This window comes from Pseudomonas sp. R76, assembly GCF_009834565.1.
Taxonomy (GTDB): domain Bacteria; phylum Pseudomonadota; class Gammaproteobacteria; order Pseudomonadales; family Pseudomonadaceae; genus Aquipseudomonas.
Window position 1 is genome coordinate 351851 of the sequence record NZ_CP019428.1, and the last position, 19164, is coordinate 371014.

The window sequence follows — 19164 nt, forward strand, 5'->3', positions numbered from 1 at the left end:
AAATCGAGGGCGGGGAGCTATAGGACAGCGAAGGTGCCTTGTGCTTTTGCGACCAGTTTTTCGTCCTGAAACACGTCCGCCTCCACCACCAACGTACGTCGGCCAGCGTGAATCACGCGGCTGGTGCACAACACATCGCCATCCGACACGGCGCGGATATAGTTGATTTTGCACTCGATGGTCGCGCTCTGCTGGTCGAAACCATGGGCGCTGGAACAGGCCAGCCCCATGGTGATGTCCACCAGGCTGAAAATTGCCCCGCCATGGAGCTTGCCCGCGCGGTTGCGCAGGTGCGGCTCCAGGGTCAGGGCCACCTCGGCAACGCCTTCTTCAAGGCGTTGAAGGCGGCAGCCGATCAGTTCGCTGAACGCGCTCTGGGTCAAACCGGCCGGGATTTCCATCAACGTTTCTTCAACTGTTTGGCATTGGCAAACAGCGACGCCATGGCGTTGTTGCTCGGCGCTGCGGTGGCGGTTTCTTTGCGTGGCGCGTTGTTTTGCGACTGACGCGGCGCCGAACCTGGGCGTGCGCCACGGGCACCGTCGATTTTCTCGCCGGGGGTGTCGCTCATGCGCATCGACAGGCCCACGCGTTTGCGCGGGATATCAACTTCCATCACTTTGACCTTGACCACATCACCGGCTTTCACCGCTTCGCGTGGGTCTTTGATGAACTTCTCCGAAAGCGCAGAGATATGCACCAAACCGTCCTGATGCACGCCGATGTCCACAAAGGCGCCGAAGTTGGTCACGTTGGTGACCACGCCTTCGAGGATCATGCCCAACTGCAGGTCCTTGAGGTCTTCGACGCCGTCCTGGAACTCGGCGGTCTTGAACTCGGGACGCGGGTCGCGGCCAGGTTTTTCCAGCTCTTGCAGGATGTCGGTGATGGTCGGCACACCGAAGGTTTCGTCGGTGTACTTCTTAGGGTCCAGGCGCTTGAGGAACGCGGCGTCGCCGATCAGCGAGCGGATATCGCGGTCGGTCTCGGCGGCAATGCGTTGCACCAGCGGGTAGGCTTCCGGGTGAACCGCCGAGGCGTCCAGCGGGTTGTCGCCGTTCATCACGCGCAGGAAGCCGGCGGCCTGTTCAAAGGTTTTTTCACCCAGACGAGCGACTTTTTTCAGCGCCGCGCGGGTTTTGAACGCGCCGTTTTCGTCACGGTGAGTGACGATGTTCTGCGCCAGTGTGGTGTTCAGGCCGGAGATACGGGCCAGCAGTGCCACCGAGGCGGTGTTCACGTCCACGCCGACCTTGTTCACGCAGTCTTCCACCACCGCGTCCAGGCCGCGCGCCAGTTTCAGCTGCGACACGTCGTGCTGGTACTGGCCGACGCCGATGGATTTAGGGTCGATCTTCACCAGCTCGGCCAGCGGATCCTGCAGGCGACGGGCGATGGAGACGGCGCCACGGATCGACACGTCGAGGTCCGGGAATTCCTTGGAAGCCAGTTCCGACGCCGAATACACCGACGCGCCGGCCTCGGAGACCATCACCTTGGTCATCTTCATGGCTGGGTATTTTTTGATCAGCTCGGCGGCCAACTTGTCGGTTTCACGGCTGGCGGTGCCGTTGCCGATGGCGATCAGGTCCACCGAGTGCTTGGCGCACAGGGCAGCCAGGATGGCCAGGGTCTGATCCCACTTGTTGTGCGGCACGTGTGGGTACACGGTGGCGTGGTCGAGCAATTTGCCGGTGGAGTCGACCACCGCGACCTTGCAGCCGGTGCGCAGGCCGGGGTCGAGGCCCAGGGTTGCGCGCGGGCCGGCCGGGGCGGCCAGCAGCAGGTCATGCAGGTTGTGGGCGAAAACGTTGATCGCCTCGGTTTCGGCGCCGTCGCGCAGTTCGCCGAGCAGGTCGGTTTCGAGGTGGGTGTAGAGCTTGACCTTCCAGGTCCAGCGCACGACTTCACCGAGCCATTTATCCGCAGGACGGTTCTGATTCTGGATGCCGAATTGTTGACCGATCATGCCTTCGCACGGGTGCATGGTGCCCGGCAGCTCGTCACCGACTTTCAGTGCGGAGCTGAGAATGCCTTCGTTGCGGCCGCGGAAAATCGCCAGCGCACGGTGGGACGGCATGCTCTTGAGCGGTTCGTCGTGTTCGAAATAGTCGCGGAACTTGGCGCCTTCTTCCTCTTTGCCGGCGATGACGCGGGCGCTGAGGGTGGCTTCCTGCTTGAGGTAGGTGCGCAGTTTTTCCAGCAGGCCGGCGTTCTCGGCGAAGCGCTCCATCAGGATGTACTTGGCGCCTTCGAGGGCAGCCTTGACGTCGGCGACGCCTTTTTCTGCGTCGATGAAGCGCGCGGCTTCGGTTTCCGGGGTCAGCGACGGGTCGTTGAACAGGCCGTCGGCCAGGTCGCCCAGGCCGGCTTCCAGGGCGATCTGGCCCTTGGTGCGGCGCTTCTGTTTGTACGGCAGGTAAAGGTCTTCGAGGCGCGTTTTGGTGTCGGCGAGCTTGATGTCGCGTTCCAGTTGCGGGGTTAGCTTGCCTTGTTCCTCGATGCTGGCGAGGATGCTGATACGCCGTTCGTCGAGTTCTCGCAGGTAGCGCAGGCGCTCTTCCAGGTGACGCAACTGGGTGTCGTCGAGGCTGCCGGTCACTTCTTTACGGTAACGGGCGATGAAGGGCACCGTGGAGCCCTCATCCAGTAGAGCGACGGCCGCTTCGACCTGTTGTGGGCGTACACCGAGTTCCTCGGCGATGCGGCTGTTGATGCTGTCCATAAAACCACCTGAAATTCTGAAAGCAGCTCGCAGGCCCGGAAAACAAGGCCTTGCGAGGCTGGTTGAGCGGCCCGTCTGGCGCCGCTGCCTGGGTCAAGAGGCTGCCTATTGACCCTCGAAATCGGAAATTTGCTGCCCGCCGCTGAAAAAAACGAATAAGGCAGTAAGCAGTAAAGTCTGACATTACCCTGCACAAAGGCGGCGCATTATAACCAGCGTTCCGCCTCGGGTGGGGAATGCGCCGCAGGTTGCAGGGTAAGGGTTCGCTGGCGGTAGAGGAAAAATCTGCTAACAATGCACACGGTGCGTATAACGGCAGCTACGCCATAATGCGCGCCGAGATAAGAGGAGCATCTAATGAGCAGCACTGCACAAACTGCTGAAGGCGAAAAAATTCTCATCGTTGACGACGATCCGGGGCTGAGCAGCCTGCTGGAGCGCTTCTTCAACTCCAAGGGCTACCGTGCCCGCGCGGTGCCGAACACCGAGCAGATGGACCGCCTGTTGGGGCGTGAAGTGTTCAATCTGGTCGTGCTCGACCTGATGCTGCCCGGCGAAGACGGCCTCACCGCCTGCAAACGCCTGCGCGGTGCGAACAACCAGATTCCAATCATCATGCTCACCGCCAAGGGCGATGAGCTGAGCCGCATCAAGGGCCTCGAGCTGGGCGCTGATGACTACCTGGCCAAGCCGTTCAATCCGGACGAGCTGATGGCACGGGTCAAAGCCGTATTGCGCCGCCAGGCTGCCCCGGTCCCGGGCGCGCCGGGCAGCGAAGATGAAAGCGTCACCTTTGGCGACTACGAACTGTCGCTGGCAACCCGTGAGCTCAAGCGTGGCGAAGAAGTGCACATGCTGACCACCGGCGAATTCGCCGTGCTCAAGGCTCTGGTGATGAACGCTCGCCAACCGCTGACGCGCGATAAGCTGATGAACCTGGCCCGTGGTCGGGAATGGGACGCCCTGGAGCGCTCCATCGACGTGCAGATTTCCCGTCTGCGCCGCATGATCGAGCCGGACCCGTCCAAGCCGCGTTATATCCAGACGGTGTGGGGCGTGGGTTATGTGTTTGTGCCGGATGGCACTGCAACCAAGTAATCGATGATTTGCAGGCGCGGGCAGCCCGGCGTTTGACTCCATAAGGGTCAACGGGCTGCCCGGCGTCTGCATTTCTGCGAGCGCCGCTCGTTTCTGCAAGCTGTCTGGCAGTCTCCTATGAAAACCCCGTTGTGGTTCCCGCAAAGTTTCTTCTCACGCACCCTTTGGCTGGTGCTGATCGTCGTTCTGTTTTCCAAGGCACTCACGCTGGTTTATCTGTTGATGAACGAAGACGTGCTGGTAGACAGGCAGTACAGCCACGGCGTCGCCCTGACGCTGCGCGCCTATTGGGCGGCCGATCCTGAGAACCGCGAAAAGATCGCCAAGGCCGCTACCCTGGTGCGTGTAGCCGGCGCAGGGGTGCCGGAAGGCGAGCAGCATTGGCCTTACAGTGAGATTTACCAGCGCCAGATGCAGGCCGAACTGGGTGAAGACACCGAGGTGCGGCTGCGTATGCATGTGTCACCGGCGTTATGGGTGCGGGCACCGAGCCTGGGCCAGGATTGGCTGAAAGTGCCGCTGTACCCGCACCCGTTGCGGGGCCAGAAGATCTGGAACGTGCTGGGCTGGTTCCTCGCCATCGGGCTGCTTTCAACGGCGTCTGCGTGGATTTTCGTGCGTCAGCTTAACCAGCCGCTCAAACGCCTGGTATTCGCAGCGCGCCAACTGGGGCAGGGCCGCAGTGTGCGCCTGCCGGTCAGCGACACGCCCAGTGAGATGACCGAAGTGTACGGCGCCTTCAACCAGATGGCCGAAGATGTCGAACAGGCCGGCCGCGAGCGCGAGCTGATGCTGGCGGGCGTGTCCCACGACCTGCGCACGCCGTTGACGCGGTTGCGGCTGTCCCTGGAATTGATGGGCAACCATAACGACCTGACCGATGACATGGTGCGTGACATCGAGGACATGGACGCGATTCTCGATCAGTTCCTGGCGTTCATCCGGGATGGCCGCGATGAGGTCGTGGAAGAAGTCGATCTCACGGACCTGGTGCGTGAGGTCGTGGCGCCCTACAACCAGAACGGCGAACAAGTGCGTATGCGCCTGGAGCCGATCCAGCCGTTCGCGTTGCGCCGGGTGTCGATGAAGCGCCTGTTGAACAACTTGATCGGCAATGCCTTGCACCATGCCGGTTCCGATGTTGAAGTGGCGGCGTATGTGTCCGGCGACAGTGCTGCGCCGTATGTGGTGCTGAGTGTGATGGACCGTGGCACGGGCATCGACCCGGCGGAACTGGAAGGAATTTTCAACCCGTTCACCCGTGGCGATCGAGCTCGCGGTGGCAAGGGCACAGGCTTGGGCCTGGCGATTGTGCGGCGGATTGCCTCGATGCATGGCGGCAATGTTGAACTGCGCAACCGCGAAGAGGGCGGCCTGGAAGCGCGCGTGCGGTTGCCGCTTGGCTTGATGCTGCCGAGAGACGCGGTTTAGTAAGCGACAGAAATCAAATGTGGGAGCGGGCTTGCTCGCGAAGGCAGAGTGTCAGTCAACAGATATATTGACTGATCCGGCGCATTCGCGAGCAAGCCCGCTCCCACATTAGTTTTGCAGTGTGTGAAAGCTTGCTCTGTATCAGCCCTTACCCTTCGTCCGCGTCATATTCGGCCCACCATTCTTCTCCAAGTGCTGAATGATGATCCCCGCCACATCCTTTCCGGTGGTGGTCTCAATCCCTTCAAGCCCTGGCGATGAGTTCACCTCCATCACCAACGGCCCGTGGTTGGAGCGCAAGATATCCACACCCGCTACGGCCAGCCCCATTACCTTGGCCGCCCGCAGCGCGGTCATGCGTTCTTCCGGGGTGATCTTGATCAGGCTGGCGCTGCCGCCACGGTGCAGGTTGGAACGGAACTCCCCCGGCTTGGCCTGGCGCTTCATCGCCGCAATCACCTTGTCACCCACCACGAAGCAGCGGATATCCGCACCGCCGGCTTCCTTGATGTATTCCTGCACCATGATGTTCTGCTTGAGACCCATGAATGCCTCGATCACCGATTCCGCCGCGGTTGCGGTTTCACACAGCACCACGCCGATGCCTTGGGTGCCTTCGAGCACTTTGATCACCAGCGGCGCGCCGTTGACCATGTCGATCAGATCGGGGATGTCGTCGGGGGAGTGGGCAAAGCCCGTCACCGGCAGGCCGATGCCGCGACGCGACAGCAGTTGCAGCGAACGCAGCTTGTCCCGCGAGCGAGCGATGGCCACCGATTCATTCAGGGGAAATACGCCCATCATTTCAAACTGGCGCAACACCGCGCAGCCATAAAACGTCACTGAGGCGCCGATACGCGGGATCACCGCATCAAAGCCTTCCAGCGGCTTGCCACGGTAATGGATCTGCGGCTTGTGGCTGGCAATGTTCATGTAGGCACGCAACGTGTCGATCACCACCATTTCGTGGCCACGTTCGGTGCCGGCCTCAACCAGGCGGCGGGTGGAATACAGACGCGGGTTTCGCGACAGCACAGCAATCTTCATGCAGCACCTGGGGCAGAAATAGTAGAGACCGGGAACACCGGCTTGTCTTGAACGTATTTGACGCCGGGATTGACCACCAGGTGGCCGTCAATCAACGCCTTGGAGCCCAGCAACAGGCGGTAACGCATGGCTTTGCGGCAGGCGAGGGTGAACTCCACCCGCCACACCCGATCACCCAATGCCAGGGTGGTGCTGATCACATAGCGCACCTGCGCATGACCGTTGGAGCTCTTGATGGTTTTCATCGTCACCAAGGGCGCTTCGCAGCGACGGTGGCGCAGTTGCACCACGCTGCCCAGGTGCGCGGTAAAGCGCACCCATTTCTCGCCATCGCGCTCAAACGGCTCGATATCGGTGGCGTGCAGGCTTGAGGTGCTGGCGCCGGTGTCGATCTTGGCGCGCAGGCCTGCCACTCCCAAATCGGGAAGTGCCACCCACTCACGCAGACCCACAACGGTCAAATGGTCAAATGTCTTCAATATGGGTAACCGATCAGTTCGCCCAGGCGTGAGGTGGAACCTCGGCCAGGGCTTTGAATGCAGGCTTGGCGAACCAATAACCCTGCATCAGAAATATTCCGCAGTCAGACAGGAAGTCGCGCTCGCCGGCACTTTCGATGCCTTCGGCAATGACAGTAACGCCCAACTGCTCACAGATTGTGACAATCCCCTGGACGATGACCTGGCGGACACGATCCTTGTCGACATCGCGAATCAGCGCCATGTCGAGTTTGATCAAGTCAGGTTGGAAATCGGCCAGCAGGTTCAGCCCCGAATAGCCCGCGCCGAAATCGTCGATGGCGGTCTTGAAGCCGAATTCGCGGTATTCACGCAGAATATTGGTCAAATGGCGATAGTTATCTACGTGCTCGCTTTCAAGCGTCTCGAAAATCAGCTGGTCCAGCGGAAAGTTGTGCGCCCGGGCTGCCTCCAGGGTGCTTCGAATGCACAGTTCCGGCCGGTACACGGCATTGGGCATGAAGTTGATCGACAGATGGGTTTGCATCCCCAAGGCTGCGGCCCCGGCAATCGCCTGGGTGCGACAGCGCTGGTCGAAGCGGTAACGGTTGGTTTGGTTGACTTGATCCAGCACCGACAGCGCGCCTTCGCCCTGAGGGCCGCGCACCAGCGCTTCATGGGCGAAGATCGAATGGTCGCGAAGGTCTACGATAGGCTGATAGGCGAACGCAAAATCGAAACCCAGGGGTTCGCTTTGCTGGCAACCCACGCAGCGCTGATCGGGCGAGGTGAGTGAAGTGGGGAAGTCGGTCACAGCGTATCCTCGCGAAAACAGGGTGGTGCCTGGCGTATCTTAGGTGAGCGTTGGGGTTTATGCGTCGAAGAGCTTCAACGGTAAAGTTGCGACATTTTTCAGAGCGAGGAATTCAAGTGGCTCAAAAGCAGGAAGAGGAAGAAAAAGTCCGTTTGGACAAGTGGCTGTGGGCGGCGCGTTTCTTTAAAACCCGTGCCTTGGCCAAGGCCGCCATCGAGAGTGGCAAGGTGCATCATCGCGGCGAACGCTGCAAGCCGGGCAAGGAACCGCGCGTCGGTGATGAACTGCAGATTCGTGTAGGGTTTGATGAAAAGACCGTGGTGGTGCAGGCGCTTTCCGTTGTGCGCCGTGGTGCACCGGAAGCGCAGGCGCTGTACACCGAGACCGAAGCCAGCATTGCCAAGCGCGAAAACGCAGCGGCCATGCGCAAGGCCGGTGCCACCGGCATGACCACCGATGGCAAGCCGAGTAAGAAGCAGCGCCGCGATTTGTTCAAGTTTCGCGGCAGCGGCAATGACGATTGATTGCGCACATTTCCCGGCAAATGGAGATCAAATGTGGGAGCGGGCTTGCTCGCGAAAGCGGTGGATCAGTGAGAAATGCTTAACCTGACACGCCGCCTTCGCGAGCAAGCCCGCTCCCACATTGAGCCTGTGCAGTTACGCAGTTTGGCGCATCACGCTCAATCGCCCAATCACCGGCAGCTTGCCCAGCAACCCGAAGATCGGCGCCGTCACCCGCAACAACGCACCGGACACCTTCGCCGCAAACGCCGTGTAATAACTCCAGCCCAGTGCCAACAGCGCCAGCAACACGCCGCCGATGTAATCGTCCTGCCCCCAATGCGCGCCCGCCACCAGCCGCGGCATCATGAACAGCAGCGCCAAACCCCAGATCACCAGCACCTGGCCAATACGCTTGGCAAACACCGTCATGAACATGCCCCAAATCAGCAGTACCGAAGCATGATCGCCGGGGAAGCTCTGGCTTGAACGGTCCTTCAGTTCCCAGGTTTTCTCCAGCCCTGGGAAGTAGTCACTCATATGAATGGCTCCGCTGATCACCATCGACGGGCTGCTGTGCTGCCAGCCCATCTGCGCCGCGAGTTTGGAAAACAGCATGCGGATAAACAGCAACAACAGCAGAATGCCCAAAAAGCCAAAGAATGCCTGGCGCACCTGCACCGCTTTAAACACCCAGTCACCGCGAATCAACAGCGCCAGCAGAATCACCCCGACCACCGCGTCAAATGGCCGCAAGCTGGCGACAGCCCACACATGCAGCCATGCCGAATTGCTCGCCAGTGGATCATTAAGCAGATGGAACAGCCATTCGTCGAAAATCACACACAGCATCTGGCCCGTGGGCCACAGCCAAAAACACAGCAGGCCGATAGCGAGTAGATTGCACAGAGCCCATCGCCGGAGGTTCCACTTGGCTTGGAACAAACCCGGATTGTTCATAAACTGTCCCTCTTCGCTCTATTTAGCTCTCCGTTTCCAGGAGAAAGCCGCACCAATATGGTGCTAAAGCGGTTAATTTTATAAACCTTGTAATCAATTTGTCATCAATTCAGATACCCAGACCTATGACTGATCTACCGGATACCGACTTCACCCAACGCTTCATCTTCGACGAGAACGACGCCCGCGGCGAACTGGTCTCGCTGGAGCGCAGCTATGCCGAAGTCCTTGCCAAGCATCCCTATCCGGAGCCGGTCGCGCAGCTGCTCGGTGAGCTGATGGCGGCGGCTTCGCTGCTGGTGGGCACCATGAAGTTCGACGGTTTGCTGATTCTGCAGGCACGCTCCGAAGGCCCGGTGCCGATGCTGATGATCGAGTGTTCCAGCGAGCGCGAAATCCGTGGCCTGGCCCGTTACGACGCCGACCGCATTGCGCCGGACGCGACCCTGTCCGACCTGATGGCCAACGGCGTGCTGGCGATTACCGTCGACCCGACTGAAGGCCAGCGCTACCAGGGCATCGTCGACCTTGACGGCGAAACCTTGTCTGACTGCTTCACCAACTATTTCGTGATGTCCCAGCAGGTCGGCACCAAGTTCTGGCTGAATGCCGACGGCAAACGCGCCCGTGGCCTGCTGCTGCAGCAACTGCCGGCCGACCGCATCAAGGATGACGATGAGCGCACCGACAGCTGGCGCAAACTGACTGCCCTGGCCGGCACCCTGACCGCTGAAGAGCTGCTGGGCCTGGACAACGAAACCATCCTGCATCGCCTGTACCACGAAGAGGCCGTGCGCCTGTTCGACGCACAGGGCCTGCGCTTCCGTTGCAGCTGCTCGCGCGAGCGCTCGGCGAATGCCTTGGTCAGCCTGGGCCTGGAAGATGCGCAGAATCTGGTGGTGGAACACGGTGGCAATATCGAGATCGACTGCCAGTTCTGCAACCAGCGTTACCTGTTCGATGCGGCCGATGTAGCCCAATTATTCGCCGGCGCAGGCATCGACACCCCTTCTGACACCCGCCACTAAAACGTTTAAGCACAGGTAAATCACCTGACAAACGCCGGATTAGCGCAGTTCTGACGGGAGGGCCCTACTCTTTTTGGGCTTTTCTGGCATAATCCGGCCCACTTTTTTCGCGGTAGTAGTGCGCAACTTTCTACTACAAAACGTTTGGAGCACTCGGCCATAGGCCGACGGGGAACCTCATGACGCAAGCCAATAACGCCGTATACACCGATCTGAGTGTTGACGATCTGGTTAAAGAAGCCCTGCAGCGCGGTGAAGGCGTGCTTGCCGATACTGGCGCGCTGGTCGTAGAAACCGGTCATCGTACCGGTCGTTCGCCGGTCGACCGCTTCATCGTTGAAGAGCCTTCCACCCAGGACGCAATCGCCTGGGGCCCGATCAACCGCAAGTTCCCGGCCGACAAGTTCGATGCGCTGTGGGCTCGCGTCGAAGCCTTCAACAACGCGCAAGAGCATTTCGTTTCCCACGTTCACGTAGGGGCTGCCGAAGACCACTACCTGGCCGTAAAAATGACCACCCAGACTGCCTGGCAGAACCTGTTCGGTCGTTGCCTGTTCATCAACCCGGCCCAGTACAACCCGGCCGGCCGTGATGAATGGCAAGTGCTTAACGTGGCCAATTTCGAGTGCGTGCCAGAGCGTGACGGCACCAACTCCGACGGTTGCGTGATCCTCAACTTCGCACAGAAAAAAGTCCTGATCGCCGGCATGCGCTACGCCGGTGAAATGAAAAAAGCCATGTTCTCGGTGCAGAACTTCCTGCTGCCGGCCGCCGACGTGCTGCCAATGCACTGCGCCGCCAACATCGGCGAAGCAGGCGACGTGACCCTGTTCTTCGGTCTGTCGGGTACTGGTAAAACCACGCTGTCGGCCGACGAAAGCCGTTACCTGATCGGTGACGACGAACACGGCTGGGGCGAAGGCGTGGTGTTCAACATCGAAGGCGGTTGCTATGCCAAGTGCATCGACCTCTCCGAGAAGAACGAGCCGGTTATCTGGAAAGCCATCAAGCACGGCACCGTGCTCGAAAACGTGGTGATCGACGACGCCAAGCACGCCGATTACACCGACGTCAGCCTGACCCAGAACAGCCGCGCCGCGTACCCGCTGGAACACGTCGCCAAGCGTTCCGAGAAGAACCTGGGCGGTGAGCCTAACGCTGTGATCTTCCTGACTTGCGACCTGACCGGCGTACTGCCGCCAGTGTCCATCCTCAGCGAAGAACAAGCGGCCTACCACTTCCTGTCCGGCTACACCGCTCTGGTGGGCTCGACTGAAATGGGTTCCGGCAGCGGCATCAAGTCGACCTTCTCCACCTGCTTCGGCGCGCCATTCTTCCCACGCCCTGCCGGTGAATACGCAGAACTGCTGATCAAGCGCGTACGCGGCTTCGGCTCCAAGGTGTACCTGGTCAACACCGGCTGGACCGGCGGCGGCTACGGTGTCGGCAAACGCTTCAACATCCCGACCACTCGCGGCGTCATCGCAGCAATCCAGAGCGGCGCGTTGATCGGTGCTGAAACCGAACACCTCGACACCATCAACCTCGACGTGCCACTGGCCGTACCGGGCGTTGAAACTGGCCTGCTGAACCCACGTAACACCTGGGCTGACAAAGCGGCCTACGACGAAGCGGCGAAAGCGCTGGCCGGTCTGTTCATCGAGAACTTCAAGAAGTTTGAAGTGAGCGATGCGATCAAGGCGGCTGGGCCTAAGTTGTAAGGTTCGGTTGTTGTGAAAAAGCCGCCTCTAGGGGCGGCTTTTTTATGCGCGAAAGGTTAGTCGACGATGTGCAAAACCACGGCGCCAACCAATACCAACACCACCCCCAGCACCTGCACCGCCGACAACCGCTCCTTGAAAAACACAAAGCCAAGAATCGCCGCAATCCCGCCTGACAACGTACTGATCACCGTAACCACCGAAACCGACCCCGCCATCGCTCCCCACGAAAACGCCGAGAACCCGCCGAGGTTCATCAAGCTAGCGCCGGTCAACGTCGCGCAGTTTTTCAGCGGCGGAATCTTCAGGCCGTCCTCGATCTTCAACACCATCACCACCAGCACGCACAGGCCTACGAGGTAACCCAGCCACAACATGGTGATCGGCCCCAACGCGGGCAAGGTGTAGCGGCCCTGCAGCCAGAAGCTGGTGCCGTAGAGCAGCGCGGCAAGCATGGCGTAGGCGATGGACAGGCGTGGGTTGTTGTGGGGAACGCCGTCGTCCTTGTGGAGGCTGGAGAGGATTACGCCGATGACGCACAGGCCGATGCAGCCGAGTTGAGTCAGGCTGATGTGTTCGCCGCTGGCCCAGGACAGCAGCGTGGTGACGACGCCGTAGGACGTCACCAGCGGCGCGACGATAGCGGCTTTGCCCAGGGCGAAGGCCTTGGACAGCGCGAGGGCGCCGGAGACGGTGAGCAGGGCGGCCGTGACGCCCAGGAGCCAGACGCTCAACGGGGCATTCAGGGATTTGAACAGGAACATCGGGAAGATGACCAGCAGCAACGTCATGATCAAAAAGCCAAGGGCTTGGCCGAAGTACACCGCGCGTTTAACGCCGACGGCGCGGGCGTTGAGGCCCACGAGGAAATCCGTGCCACCCCAGAGCAGGGCGGCCAGCAGGCCCATCAATACGTCCATGTACGGTCCTTGTTATGTCAGTAATTGGCCAGATTAACGCAGAACCCATGTGGGAGCGGGCTTGCTCGCGAATGCGGTGGATCAGTGAGAAAAAATCTGCCTGACACACCGCCTTCGCGAGCAAGCCCGCTCCCACATTTGAACCTCAGTGTTCTTGGAGTCAGCTGAGGTTTTCCAGGGTTTGCGTGTCCCAGCTATGGGTTTTGATAGCCAGGTAGAGCATGCCGATGGTCAGCGGGATCTTGTCGCCCCGGCCCTTGGCGCGGCGCTTGAGGAACACATCGAACACCGGCGGCTGGAAGTAACGATAAGCGTCGTAGTCGCCCAGGTCGACGGCAAAGTCCTGCTCCAGCGCTTCCATGAATTGCTTGGCCTCGGCGCGGTCGCAACCGAGGTCGAAGTTGAGCGAGGTTTCAAGACGAAGGGTCTTGTGTTTCGGCAGGCCGATTTCTTCGTGCAGCAATTGCAGAAGCTGCTGCATGACCGGGTCTTCGGGGAAGTTGGGGGCGAAGTTCATGGTGTGGGCACGCAGGAGTGGGTGAGGGGGATGGTTGCGTTGTCGGCGGAATTTGTTTCGGGTGATCAACAGACGGATGCCCATGATAAAGGCGAATGTCGGAAGACTTTCGAATTGTAATTCTCTTAGCCAGGAAGTGGCGCGGAAGAGAAGCGTTGGGCCGATGATTATGAGGGCCAGCCCGACCCATTTTCTGAGATCAGGATGCTTCAATCTTCTATCAAGGAGCATGGTAAGGGCGATTAGGATGAGGAGCGTGATCCAAACGCTGTATTCGACCATCGTCTCACCCTCCCTGGAACTGTCGGAACATTGCTGACAACGATCGCTGAGGGCCGATTCCGCCGCTCACCTGTGCATCGATTCCAATAACAACATCCCCTGCGTGATAGCTGCGGATGACATCTTTAACTTTCAGACCAATGATGCTTCCCACTGCACCTCCAAAAAATGGTGACACACGGCTCAGTGGTGCTGAAACAGCGCTGGCAATTAAGCCTGCGACGATGGTCCCGCGCTCGTTAAGCAGGTCAGCTTGCTGTCGGGTCAGTGGCTTGGATATCGCGACAGTCATCTTGCAAGGCAAATCACGGGCGAGCATCTTCTCGTAGAGATCCGCCAGTCGATAACGTACCTCGTTTGCCGAAGCACCGGCTTCTAACAAGCAGAGATTTGCCAGTTCGTGTTTGTGGGCAGGTAAAACGGTAAAACGAATCACCGTGAAGGTGACGCCATAATGGCCGATGTATTGAGTCCTTTCGATGTTCACAGATTTTTGCCAGCGCAATTGTGAGAGCGCTAGTTTCCGTCATACAACGGGGAGTTATGTAGAGGGTTGAGCAGGTGTTTTAAGCAGTTTAGGAAGGGGACTACACCGTATTTAAGGGTTTCTCACAGCGCTTTCCGGCATTTGCGGTTTGACAGTGATTTTTTGAGCAGCGCCCATCAAATAGGGGAGCCGGCGCGACGATTCGACAAGCCAGCTCCCACAGTTTTAACTCAGCGGCTGGCTTGGTTGTGTTTGCTTATCGACTGTCGGTTGCAGATGCACGTGTTGCGATGCTTCCAGCAGATCACAGCCATCCTGAACAAGCAGGTACAAGGCATTAACGATGTGAGAGATGTCTTTAAGGTCGGTGTGTTCGAAGGTCAGGCAGGTGAAAGTTTCCAGTAAGTCGGTGGCAGCGCGGATGCGCTGGTGTGCGGCGGACTGGATGTCTTCGGCGGTGGCTTCGGTGTCGATGATGAGAGGGTGGGTGTCGGTGAAGTTGGTGCGTAACTGACGATAGCGATTTTCAGACGGATTTATAGCGTTCATTGATTTGAATCTCTGTGTAGTTAGAGGACCGCCATCATCGTGACCAAGCGATGGGTGGCGGACTGTGTCCAGGTTGGTCAACCGGCAGAGATTCACCCGGCACGCCCGAAGGCGTCCCAAACACAGCCGCCATGAAGCGTGTGGGCACAGGAGTGCCTACGACATCTGAAGGTGCGTATGTGAACTCTGTATCGGGTGACCAAACCCGATCGCTGATTGTGCAGCGAGGGGCGAACTATAGGTGGGTGGGGTGGGATGGTGCAATACAGGCAAAAGGCTGTTTAGGGAGGTACGCTGATACACCGCTCAAAAATCGCCTCAAGCCCCCGATAATCACACGCCACCGCATCAATGTTCGCCGGTATCCACGCCGCGTGTTTCACCAGCCACCAATTCACTGAAAAACCGGCATTCACAATGATCTGTTCGAACAAAATCCGCTGCGCGCGGCCATTGCCTTCACGAAAGGGGTGGATGACGTTGAGGTCGCCATAAGCCTCGGCAATCAGCGGCACCAGTTCAGCTTGGGTCGCGCCTACATACCAATTGCCTTGTTCCATATGCCGGATGATTTTCGCCGCTTCCGGCGGAATGCGTTCCGGTGTGCAGAACAGGGTATCGCCTTTCTGGATGTTGACGCTGCGCAGCTCCCCGGCCCAGTCGTAGATGTCGCCGAACAGGGTGCGGTGGATGTGTTGCAGTCGTTCGAGGTCGTAGGGCGGCGGATAGAGTGGGAGGCTGCCTACAGCGATTTCGGATAGTTCGCGCTCGGCTTGATGTAGAAGTATTTCGTCGCGCAAATCGAGGCGGTTGCGCAGGACGCCGCTACCGGGATAGCAGTACGGATCCTGGCCCACCCCGTATTTGTCGAGCATCAGTGTGGGGTTTTGCGGTACTTGGCAAGAACGGCTTCGCGGGTCGGCAGGGGTTTGTCGACATCGGCCGGTTGGGTGTCGAACCCTTCCAGGCGCAGGCTTGCCAAGTAATTGGAACGGCGGATCTTGTGGTAGTGATCCTGTTTTTGCTCAAACGTCGGTTCGCTCATTGCAGCGTACTCCTGGGTCGCAAGACTCAATTGTAGCGCAATGCTTGCGCAAGCAGGCGGGATAAAAACCACGTCACATTCCGCACAAAAAAAACGGCAACCCGCTGAATTCAGCGTATGTTTCACCGCAAAATCTTGTAGGGCAATTCCGCCCACTACTTAAAGGGAGTTAAGCATGGGTTTGCTTCGTGTCGCCTCGGCGGTGTCATTGTGTGCGATGGCGTTTTCGGTCCAGGCCGAGCAGTTGCCGATTGAGGTGTTGAGTGCGGTGGTCAAGGACCAGAAAATCGCCGATGCCGAGGTGCTGCTGCAACGTAACGGCGCACAAAACGTGGTGGGCCGCACCAACGCCCAAGGCCAGGTGACCCTCACCAGCGAAGCGGCCGATGACGCCAGCAACCTGTTGATCATCAAGAAGCCTGGCTACTCCAACCTGGTGGTGAAGTGCCCGTGTGCGGGCATGACCTATGCCATCAGCCCGGTGATGGAAAACCTCGACGGTTTGCGTGTGGTGCTGACGTGGGGCAAAACCCCTGAAGACCTCGACTCCCACATGATTTTCCCCGGCAACAACATCTTCTTCGGCAACCAGAAAGGCACCGACGCCGAGCTGGATGTGGATGACACCGACAGCTACGGCCCGGAAACCATCACCCTGCAGAAAAAACACTATGGCGAAAGCTACGTGTACGCCGTGCATGACTTCACCAACAGCGGCAATCCAGGCTCGCGGCAGTTGTCCAACAGCGAGGCCAAGGTGTTTGTGTACATGGGCCAGTCTCTGGTGCGCACCTATTACGTACCGAAAAACCGCAGCGGTAACCTGTGGACCGTGTTCCGCATGACCGGCAGTGGCGACTTCCAGGACATCAACAATTTCAGTGGCGTGACGGTTGACGCGCCTAACGTGCTCAACGAAGTCAAACCGTTGCTGGATGACAGCGTGGCGGTCACGGCTGTGGCTGTCAGCTCTTCCGCACAGGCCGATGCGAAGCGTCTGAACCTGCAAGGTGAAGCGGCCTACCAGGCTGGCAAGCTCGACCAGGCGATTGACCTGTTCCGCCAGGCTATCGACCTGGACAATGGCTTCGGTAAGGCTTACGGCAACCTCGGTCTTGCCTATCAGAAGGCCGGCAACACCGCCGAGTCGATCTGGGCCAACCGCAAGGCCATCGCCCTGGCGACTGGCGCGAATGCAGCGACCGTGCGCGCAGGCGCCTATTACAACATTGCGCGGATTTACGAAGCGGCGGGGCAGTTCTCGGATGCCTTGCGTCATTACCAGTTGGCGAAAGAGCAGAAGGCCAACCCGGTGTATGACACGGCGATTGAGCGCGTGCAAAACCGCTGATTCCGGTTTAACACAGCAGTAAAAGTGTGGGAGCGGGCTTGCCCGCGATGGCGGTGGTTCAGTTGATACTTGGGTCGACTGATACACCGTCATCGCCGGCAAGCCAGCTCCCACATTTGGTTTGTATTCTTCTCACAAAATCGAGTGAACAATCCTACTTCGGCCCAAGGCCATCCCCCAGCCTGTGTATCATCCTGTCTCTTTTTTCCTTGCGACCTTTCTCGATTCGCTGAGCGTGCTGGTCTATGTTTTGGGCTCGTTCAGCGGTCAATGGAGTGACAGCTTATGCACAACACCCTCCAACAGGTCTTTGGTTATCCACAGTTTCGTTTGGGCCAGGAAGAAACGGTCAGCGCCGTGCTGGCCGGTCGTTCGGCCGCCGCTATCTTTCCTACCGGCTCGGGCAAGTCGTTGTGTTATCAGCTGTCCGCAGTGCTGCTGCCGCACCTGACACTGGTGGTGTCGCCGTTGTTGGCGTTGATGCAGGACCAGCTGGGTTTCCTGCAGCGCCACGGTATTTCGGCGGGCAGTATCGATTCGGCGCAGAGCCGCGAAGACGCCAATGACGTTATGGCCCGTGCGCGTTCGGGCGAGTTGAAAATCCTGATGATTTCCGTGGAGCGTTTGAAGAACGAGCGCTTCCGTAACTTCCTGCAAAGCGTGCAGATCTCGCTGCTGGTGGTGGATGAGGCGCACTGTATTTCCGAGTGGGGCCACAACTTCCGTCCGGATTATTTGAAGCTGCCGGACTACCAGCGCCAGTTCAATATCCCACAAGCCTTGCTGCTAACGGCTACGGCCACGCCCAAGGTGATTGCCGACATGCAGGCCAAGTTCGCCATTGCACCGGAGGATGTGATCACCACGGGCTTCTACCGGCCCAATCTCAACCTGCTGGTAGAGCCGGTGAGCGGCCACGACAAACGTCGGCGACTGGTCGAATGGATGAGCGAGCGCGCTAACCAGCCGAGCATCGTCTACGTCACCCTGCAGAAAACCGCCGAGCAGATTGCCGAACACTTGAACCGCAACGGCATCCAGGCCGAGGCCTATCACGCCGGTTTGCCCCACGATAAACGCGAGGGCATCCAGCAGCGCTTTATGGGCGGGCGTTCCAATTGCATCGTCGCCACCATCGCATTCGGTATGGGCATCGATAAAAGTGACATCCGCAATGTGGTGCACTTCGACTTGCCTAAATCCATCGAGAACTACAGCCAGGAAATTGGCCGCGCCGGGCGTGACGGGCAGCCGTCCGATTGCCTGGTGCTGGCCAACCGCGACAGCCTCAATGTGCTGGAAAATTTTGTGTATGGCGACACGCCGGAGCAGGAGGGCATTCTGCGGGTGCTCAATGAGTTGCAGGCGGCGCGGGGCGATGGGCAATGGGAGTTCTTGCTGAGGTCACTGTCAGACCACAGCAACATCCGCGAACTGCCGCTGAAGACTCTGCTGGTGCAGTTGGAGCTCAAGGGAGTGATTGCGCCGCGCTACGCGTTTTATGCCGAATACCGCTTCAAGTACCTGATTGAACCCGAGGCCTTGCTGGCGCGCTTTTCCGGTGAACGGCAGCAGTTTGTCGCGGCCATTATCCAGGTGTGCAACCGCGCCAGGACTTGGGCGACCGTGGATTTCGACGCGTTGTACCAGCAACACAATGCTGAGCGTGGCCGGGTGGTGAAAGCGCTGGATTACTTCCAGGAACAAGGCTTGATCGAACTGGAAAGCAAGCAGATGACCGAGGTCTACAGCGTGTTGAACGCCGATTTTGACCCGCAGGCGTTGAGCGCCGAGTTATACACAGGCTTCAAGCAACACGAGGTCGGTGAGGTGGCGCGGATTCACGCCATGCTTGATCTTTTCGCCACCGAACATTGCCTTGGGCAGCGTCTGGCCAAGTACTTTGGTGATGAGCAGGCACCCCAGCGTTGCGGGCAGTGTTCGGTGTGCCATGGCCAGGTTGCACACTTGCCGCCGCCGCCGAGCCTGCCGCCGCTTGTGGATAAAAACTTCATGGGGCTGTGCGGTGATTTTATCCACAGGCATCATGAACACACCGGGAGCCTGCCCGGTGCGGAACGGCTGACGCGGTTTCTGGGGGGTATCAGCGTGCCGTTATTTACCAAGCTCAAAGCGCGCGGCATTCCGGGTTTTGCCGCGCTGGAGGACTACCCCTACGCCGAGGTGCGTGAGTGGGCTGAAGCCCATTTGAATGATCTGTAAACCCA

19 protein-coding genes are annotated in these 19164 nt (G+C 59.1%); 7 read left to right on the forward strand and 12 right to left on the reverse strand.

Annotated features, from left to right (window positions below; genetic code table 11):
• Nucleotides 1–17: 17 nt before the first annotated feature.
• Entirely contained in the window at nt 18–401 is a 384-nt protein-coding gene (locus tag PspR76_RS01510) for a PaaI family thioesterase (RefSeq protein ID WP_159953659.1), read from the reverse strand.
• Nucleotides 401–2725, reverse strand: a complete 2325-nt coding sequence (locus PspR76_RS01515; RefSeq protein WP_159953660.1) for a Tex family protein — start codon at nt 2723–2725, stop codon at nt 401–403. The genes PspR76_RS01510 and PspR76_RS01515 overlap by 1 nt, the downstream gene beginning before the upstream one ends.
• Before the next feature lie 357 nt (nt 2726–3082).
• On the opposite strand from PspR76_RS01515, the gene ompR reads away from it, so the two are divergent.
• Both ompR and PspR76_RS01525 read left to right on the forward strand, forming a co-directional pair.
• A complete protein-coding gene (gene ompR / locus PspR76_RS01520) occupies nt 3083–3823 on the forward strand; it encodes an osmolarity response regulator transcription factor OmpR (protein ID WP_053255745.1) in 741 nt (246 codons plus the stop codon).
• 117 nt (nt 3824–3940) lie between these two features.
• Nucleotides 3941–5254 carry an ATP-binding protein gene (locus PspR76_RS01525; protein ID WP_159953661.1) on the forward strand — a complete coding sequence of 438 codons (1314 nt, stop codon included), beginning with the start codon at nt 3941–3943 and terminating at the stop codon, nt 5252–5254.
• Between the two features lie 141 nt (nt 5255–5395).
• Here the strand turns inward: PspR76_RS01525 and rimK are convergent, their stop codons facing one another.
• Genes rimK through rimA form a run of 3 tightly spaced genes read right to left on the reverse strand, consistent with a single transcriptional unit; the run spans nt 5396 to nt 7573 of the window.
• Nucleotides 5396–6301, reverse strand: a complete 906-nt coding sequence (rimK, locus tag PspR76_RS01530; protein ID WP_025855543.1) for a 30S ribosomal protein S6--L-glutamate ligase — start codon at nt 6299–6301, stop codon at nt 5396–5398.
• Nucleotides 6298–6780, reverse strand: a complete 483-nt coding sequence (gene rimB, locus PspR76_RS01535) for a retropepsin-like aspartic endopeptidase RimB (RefSeq protein WP_017526050.1) — start codon at nt 6778–6780, stop codon at nt 6298–6300. The genes rimK and rimB overlap by 4 nt, the downstream gene beginning before the upstream one ends.
• Nucleotides 6781–6793: 13 nt before the next feature.
• Nucleotides 6794–7573, reverse strand: a complete 780-nt coding sequence (gene rimA, locus PspR76_RS01540; protein WP_159953662.1) for a S6 modification regulatory phosphodiesterase RimA — start codon at nt 7571–7573, stop codon at nt 6794–6796.
• Between the two features lie 116 nt (nt 7574–7689).
• On the opposite strand from rimA, the gene PspR76_RS01545 reads away from it, so the two are divergent.
• A complete protein-coding gene (locus PspR76_RS01545) occupies nt 7690–8097 on the forward strand; it encodes an RNA-binding S4 domain-containing protein (RefSeq protein WP_159953663.1) in 408 nt (135 codons plus the stop codon).
• Between the two features lie 135 nt (nt 8098–8232).
• On the opposite strand, the gene PspR76_RS01550 is transcribed toward PspR76_RS01545, so the two are convergent.
• The gene (locus PspR76_RS01550) at nt 8233–9036 is read right to left on the reverse strand and encodes a phosphatase PAP2 family protein (RefSeq protein ID WP_159953664.1); all 804 of its coding nucleotides are present in this window, start codon (nt 9034–9036) and stop codon (nt 8233–8235) included.
• Between the two features lie 125 nt (nt 9037–9161).
• Here PspR76_RS01550 and hslO point away from each other — a divergent pair, with 125 nt between their 5' ends.
• Together hslO and PspR76_RS01560 are read left to right on the forward strand one after the other, a co-directional pair.
• Entirely contained in the window at nt 9162–10064 is a 903-nt protein-coding gene (gene hslO, locus PspR76_RS01555) for an Hsp33 family molecular chaperone HslO (protein WP_159953665.1), read from the forward strand.
• Between the two features lie 179 nt (nt 10065–10243).
• Nucleotides 10244–11785 (forward strand): phosphoenolpyruvate carboxykinase, encoded by a 1542-nt coding sequence (locus PspR76_RS01560; RefSeq protein ID WP_159953666.1) that lies wholly within the window; start codon nt 10244–10246, stop codon nt 11783–11785.
• 56 nt (nt 11786–11841) lie between these two features.
• Here PspR76_RS01560 and PspR76_RS01565 read toward each other — a convergent pair whose 3' ends face one another.
• The 6 genes from PspR76_RS01565 to PspR76_RS01590 form a co-directional block, all read right to left on the reverse strand.
• Complete coding sequence (locus tag PspR76_RS01565) at nt 11842–12705, reverse strand: DMT family transporter (RefSeq protein ID WP_237235716.1); 864 nt, start codon at nt 12703–12705, stop codon at nt 11842–11844.
• A gap of 160 nt (nt 12706–12865) precedes the next feature.
• The gene (locus tag PspR76_RS01570; protein WP_159953667.1) at nt 12866–13222 is read right to left on the reverse strand and encodes a DUF1493 family protein; all 357 of its coding nucleotides are present in this window, start codon (nt 13220–13222) and stop codon (nt 12866–12868) included.
• A 286-nt stretch (nt 13223–13508) separates the two neighbouring features.
• A complete protein-coding gene (locus tag PspR76_RS01575) occupies nt 13509–13991 on the reverse strand; it encodes a hypothetical protein (protein ID WP_159953668.1) in 483 nt (160 codons plus the stop codon).
• Between the two features lie 225 nt (nt 13992–14216).
• Complete coding sequence (locus PspR76_RS01580) at nt 14217–14540, reverse strand: hypothetical protein (protein WP_159953669.1); 324 nt, start codon at nt 14538–14540, stop codon at nt 14217–14219.
• Nucleotides 14541–14821: 281 nt separating this feature from the next.
• Nucleotides 14822–15415 (reverse strand): putative adenosine monophosphate-protein transferase Fic, encoded by a 594-nt coding sequence (locus tag PspR76_RS01585; protein WP_159953670.1) that lies wholly within the window; start codon nt 15413–15415, stop codon nt 14822–14824.
• Nucleotides 15415–15585, reverse strand: coding sequence for a YhfG family protein (locus PspR76_RS01590; RefSeq protein ID WP_096236773.1), 171 nt, complete (start codon nt 15583–15585; stop codon nt 15415–15417). Before PspR76_RS01590 ends, PspR76_RS01585 begins: the two co-directional genes overlap by 1 nt.
• Nucleotides 15586–15760: 175 nt before the next feature.
• Between PspR76_RS01590 and PspR76_RS01595 the strand changes: the two genes are divergently transcribed.
• A complete protein-coding gene (locus PspR76_RS01595; protein ID WP_159953671.1) occupies nt 15761–16936 on the forward strand; it encodes a tetratricopeptide repeat protein in 1176 nt (391 codons plus the stop codon).
• Nucleotides 16937–17221: 285 nt separating this feature from the next.
• Nucleotides 17222–19159: a RecQ family ATP-dependent DNA helicase gene (locus PspR76_RS01600; protein WP_159953672.1), complete on the forward strand. Its 1938-nt coding sequence runs from the start codon at nt 17222–17224 to the stop codon at nt 19157–19159.
• Nucleotides 19160–19164: the final 5 nt, after the last annotated feature.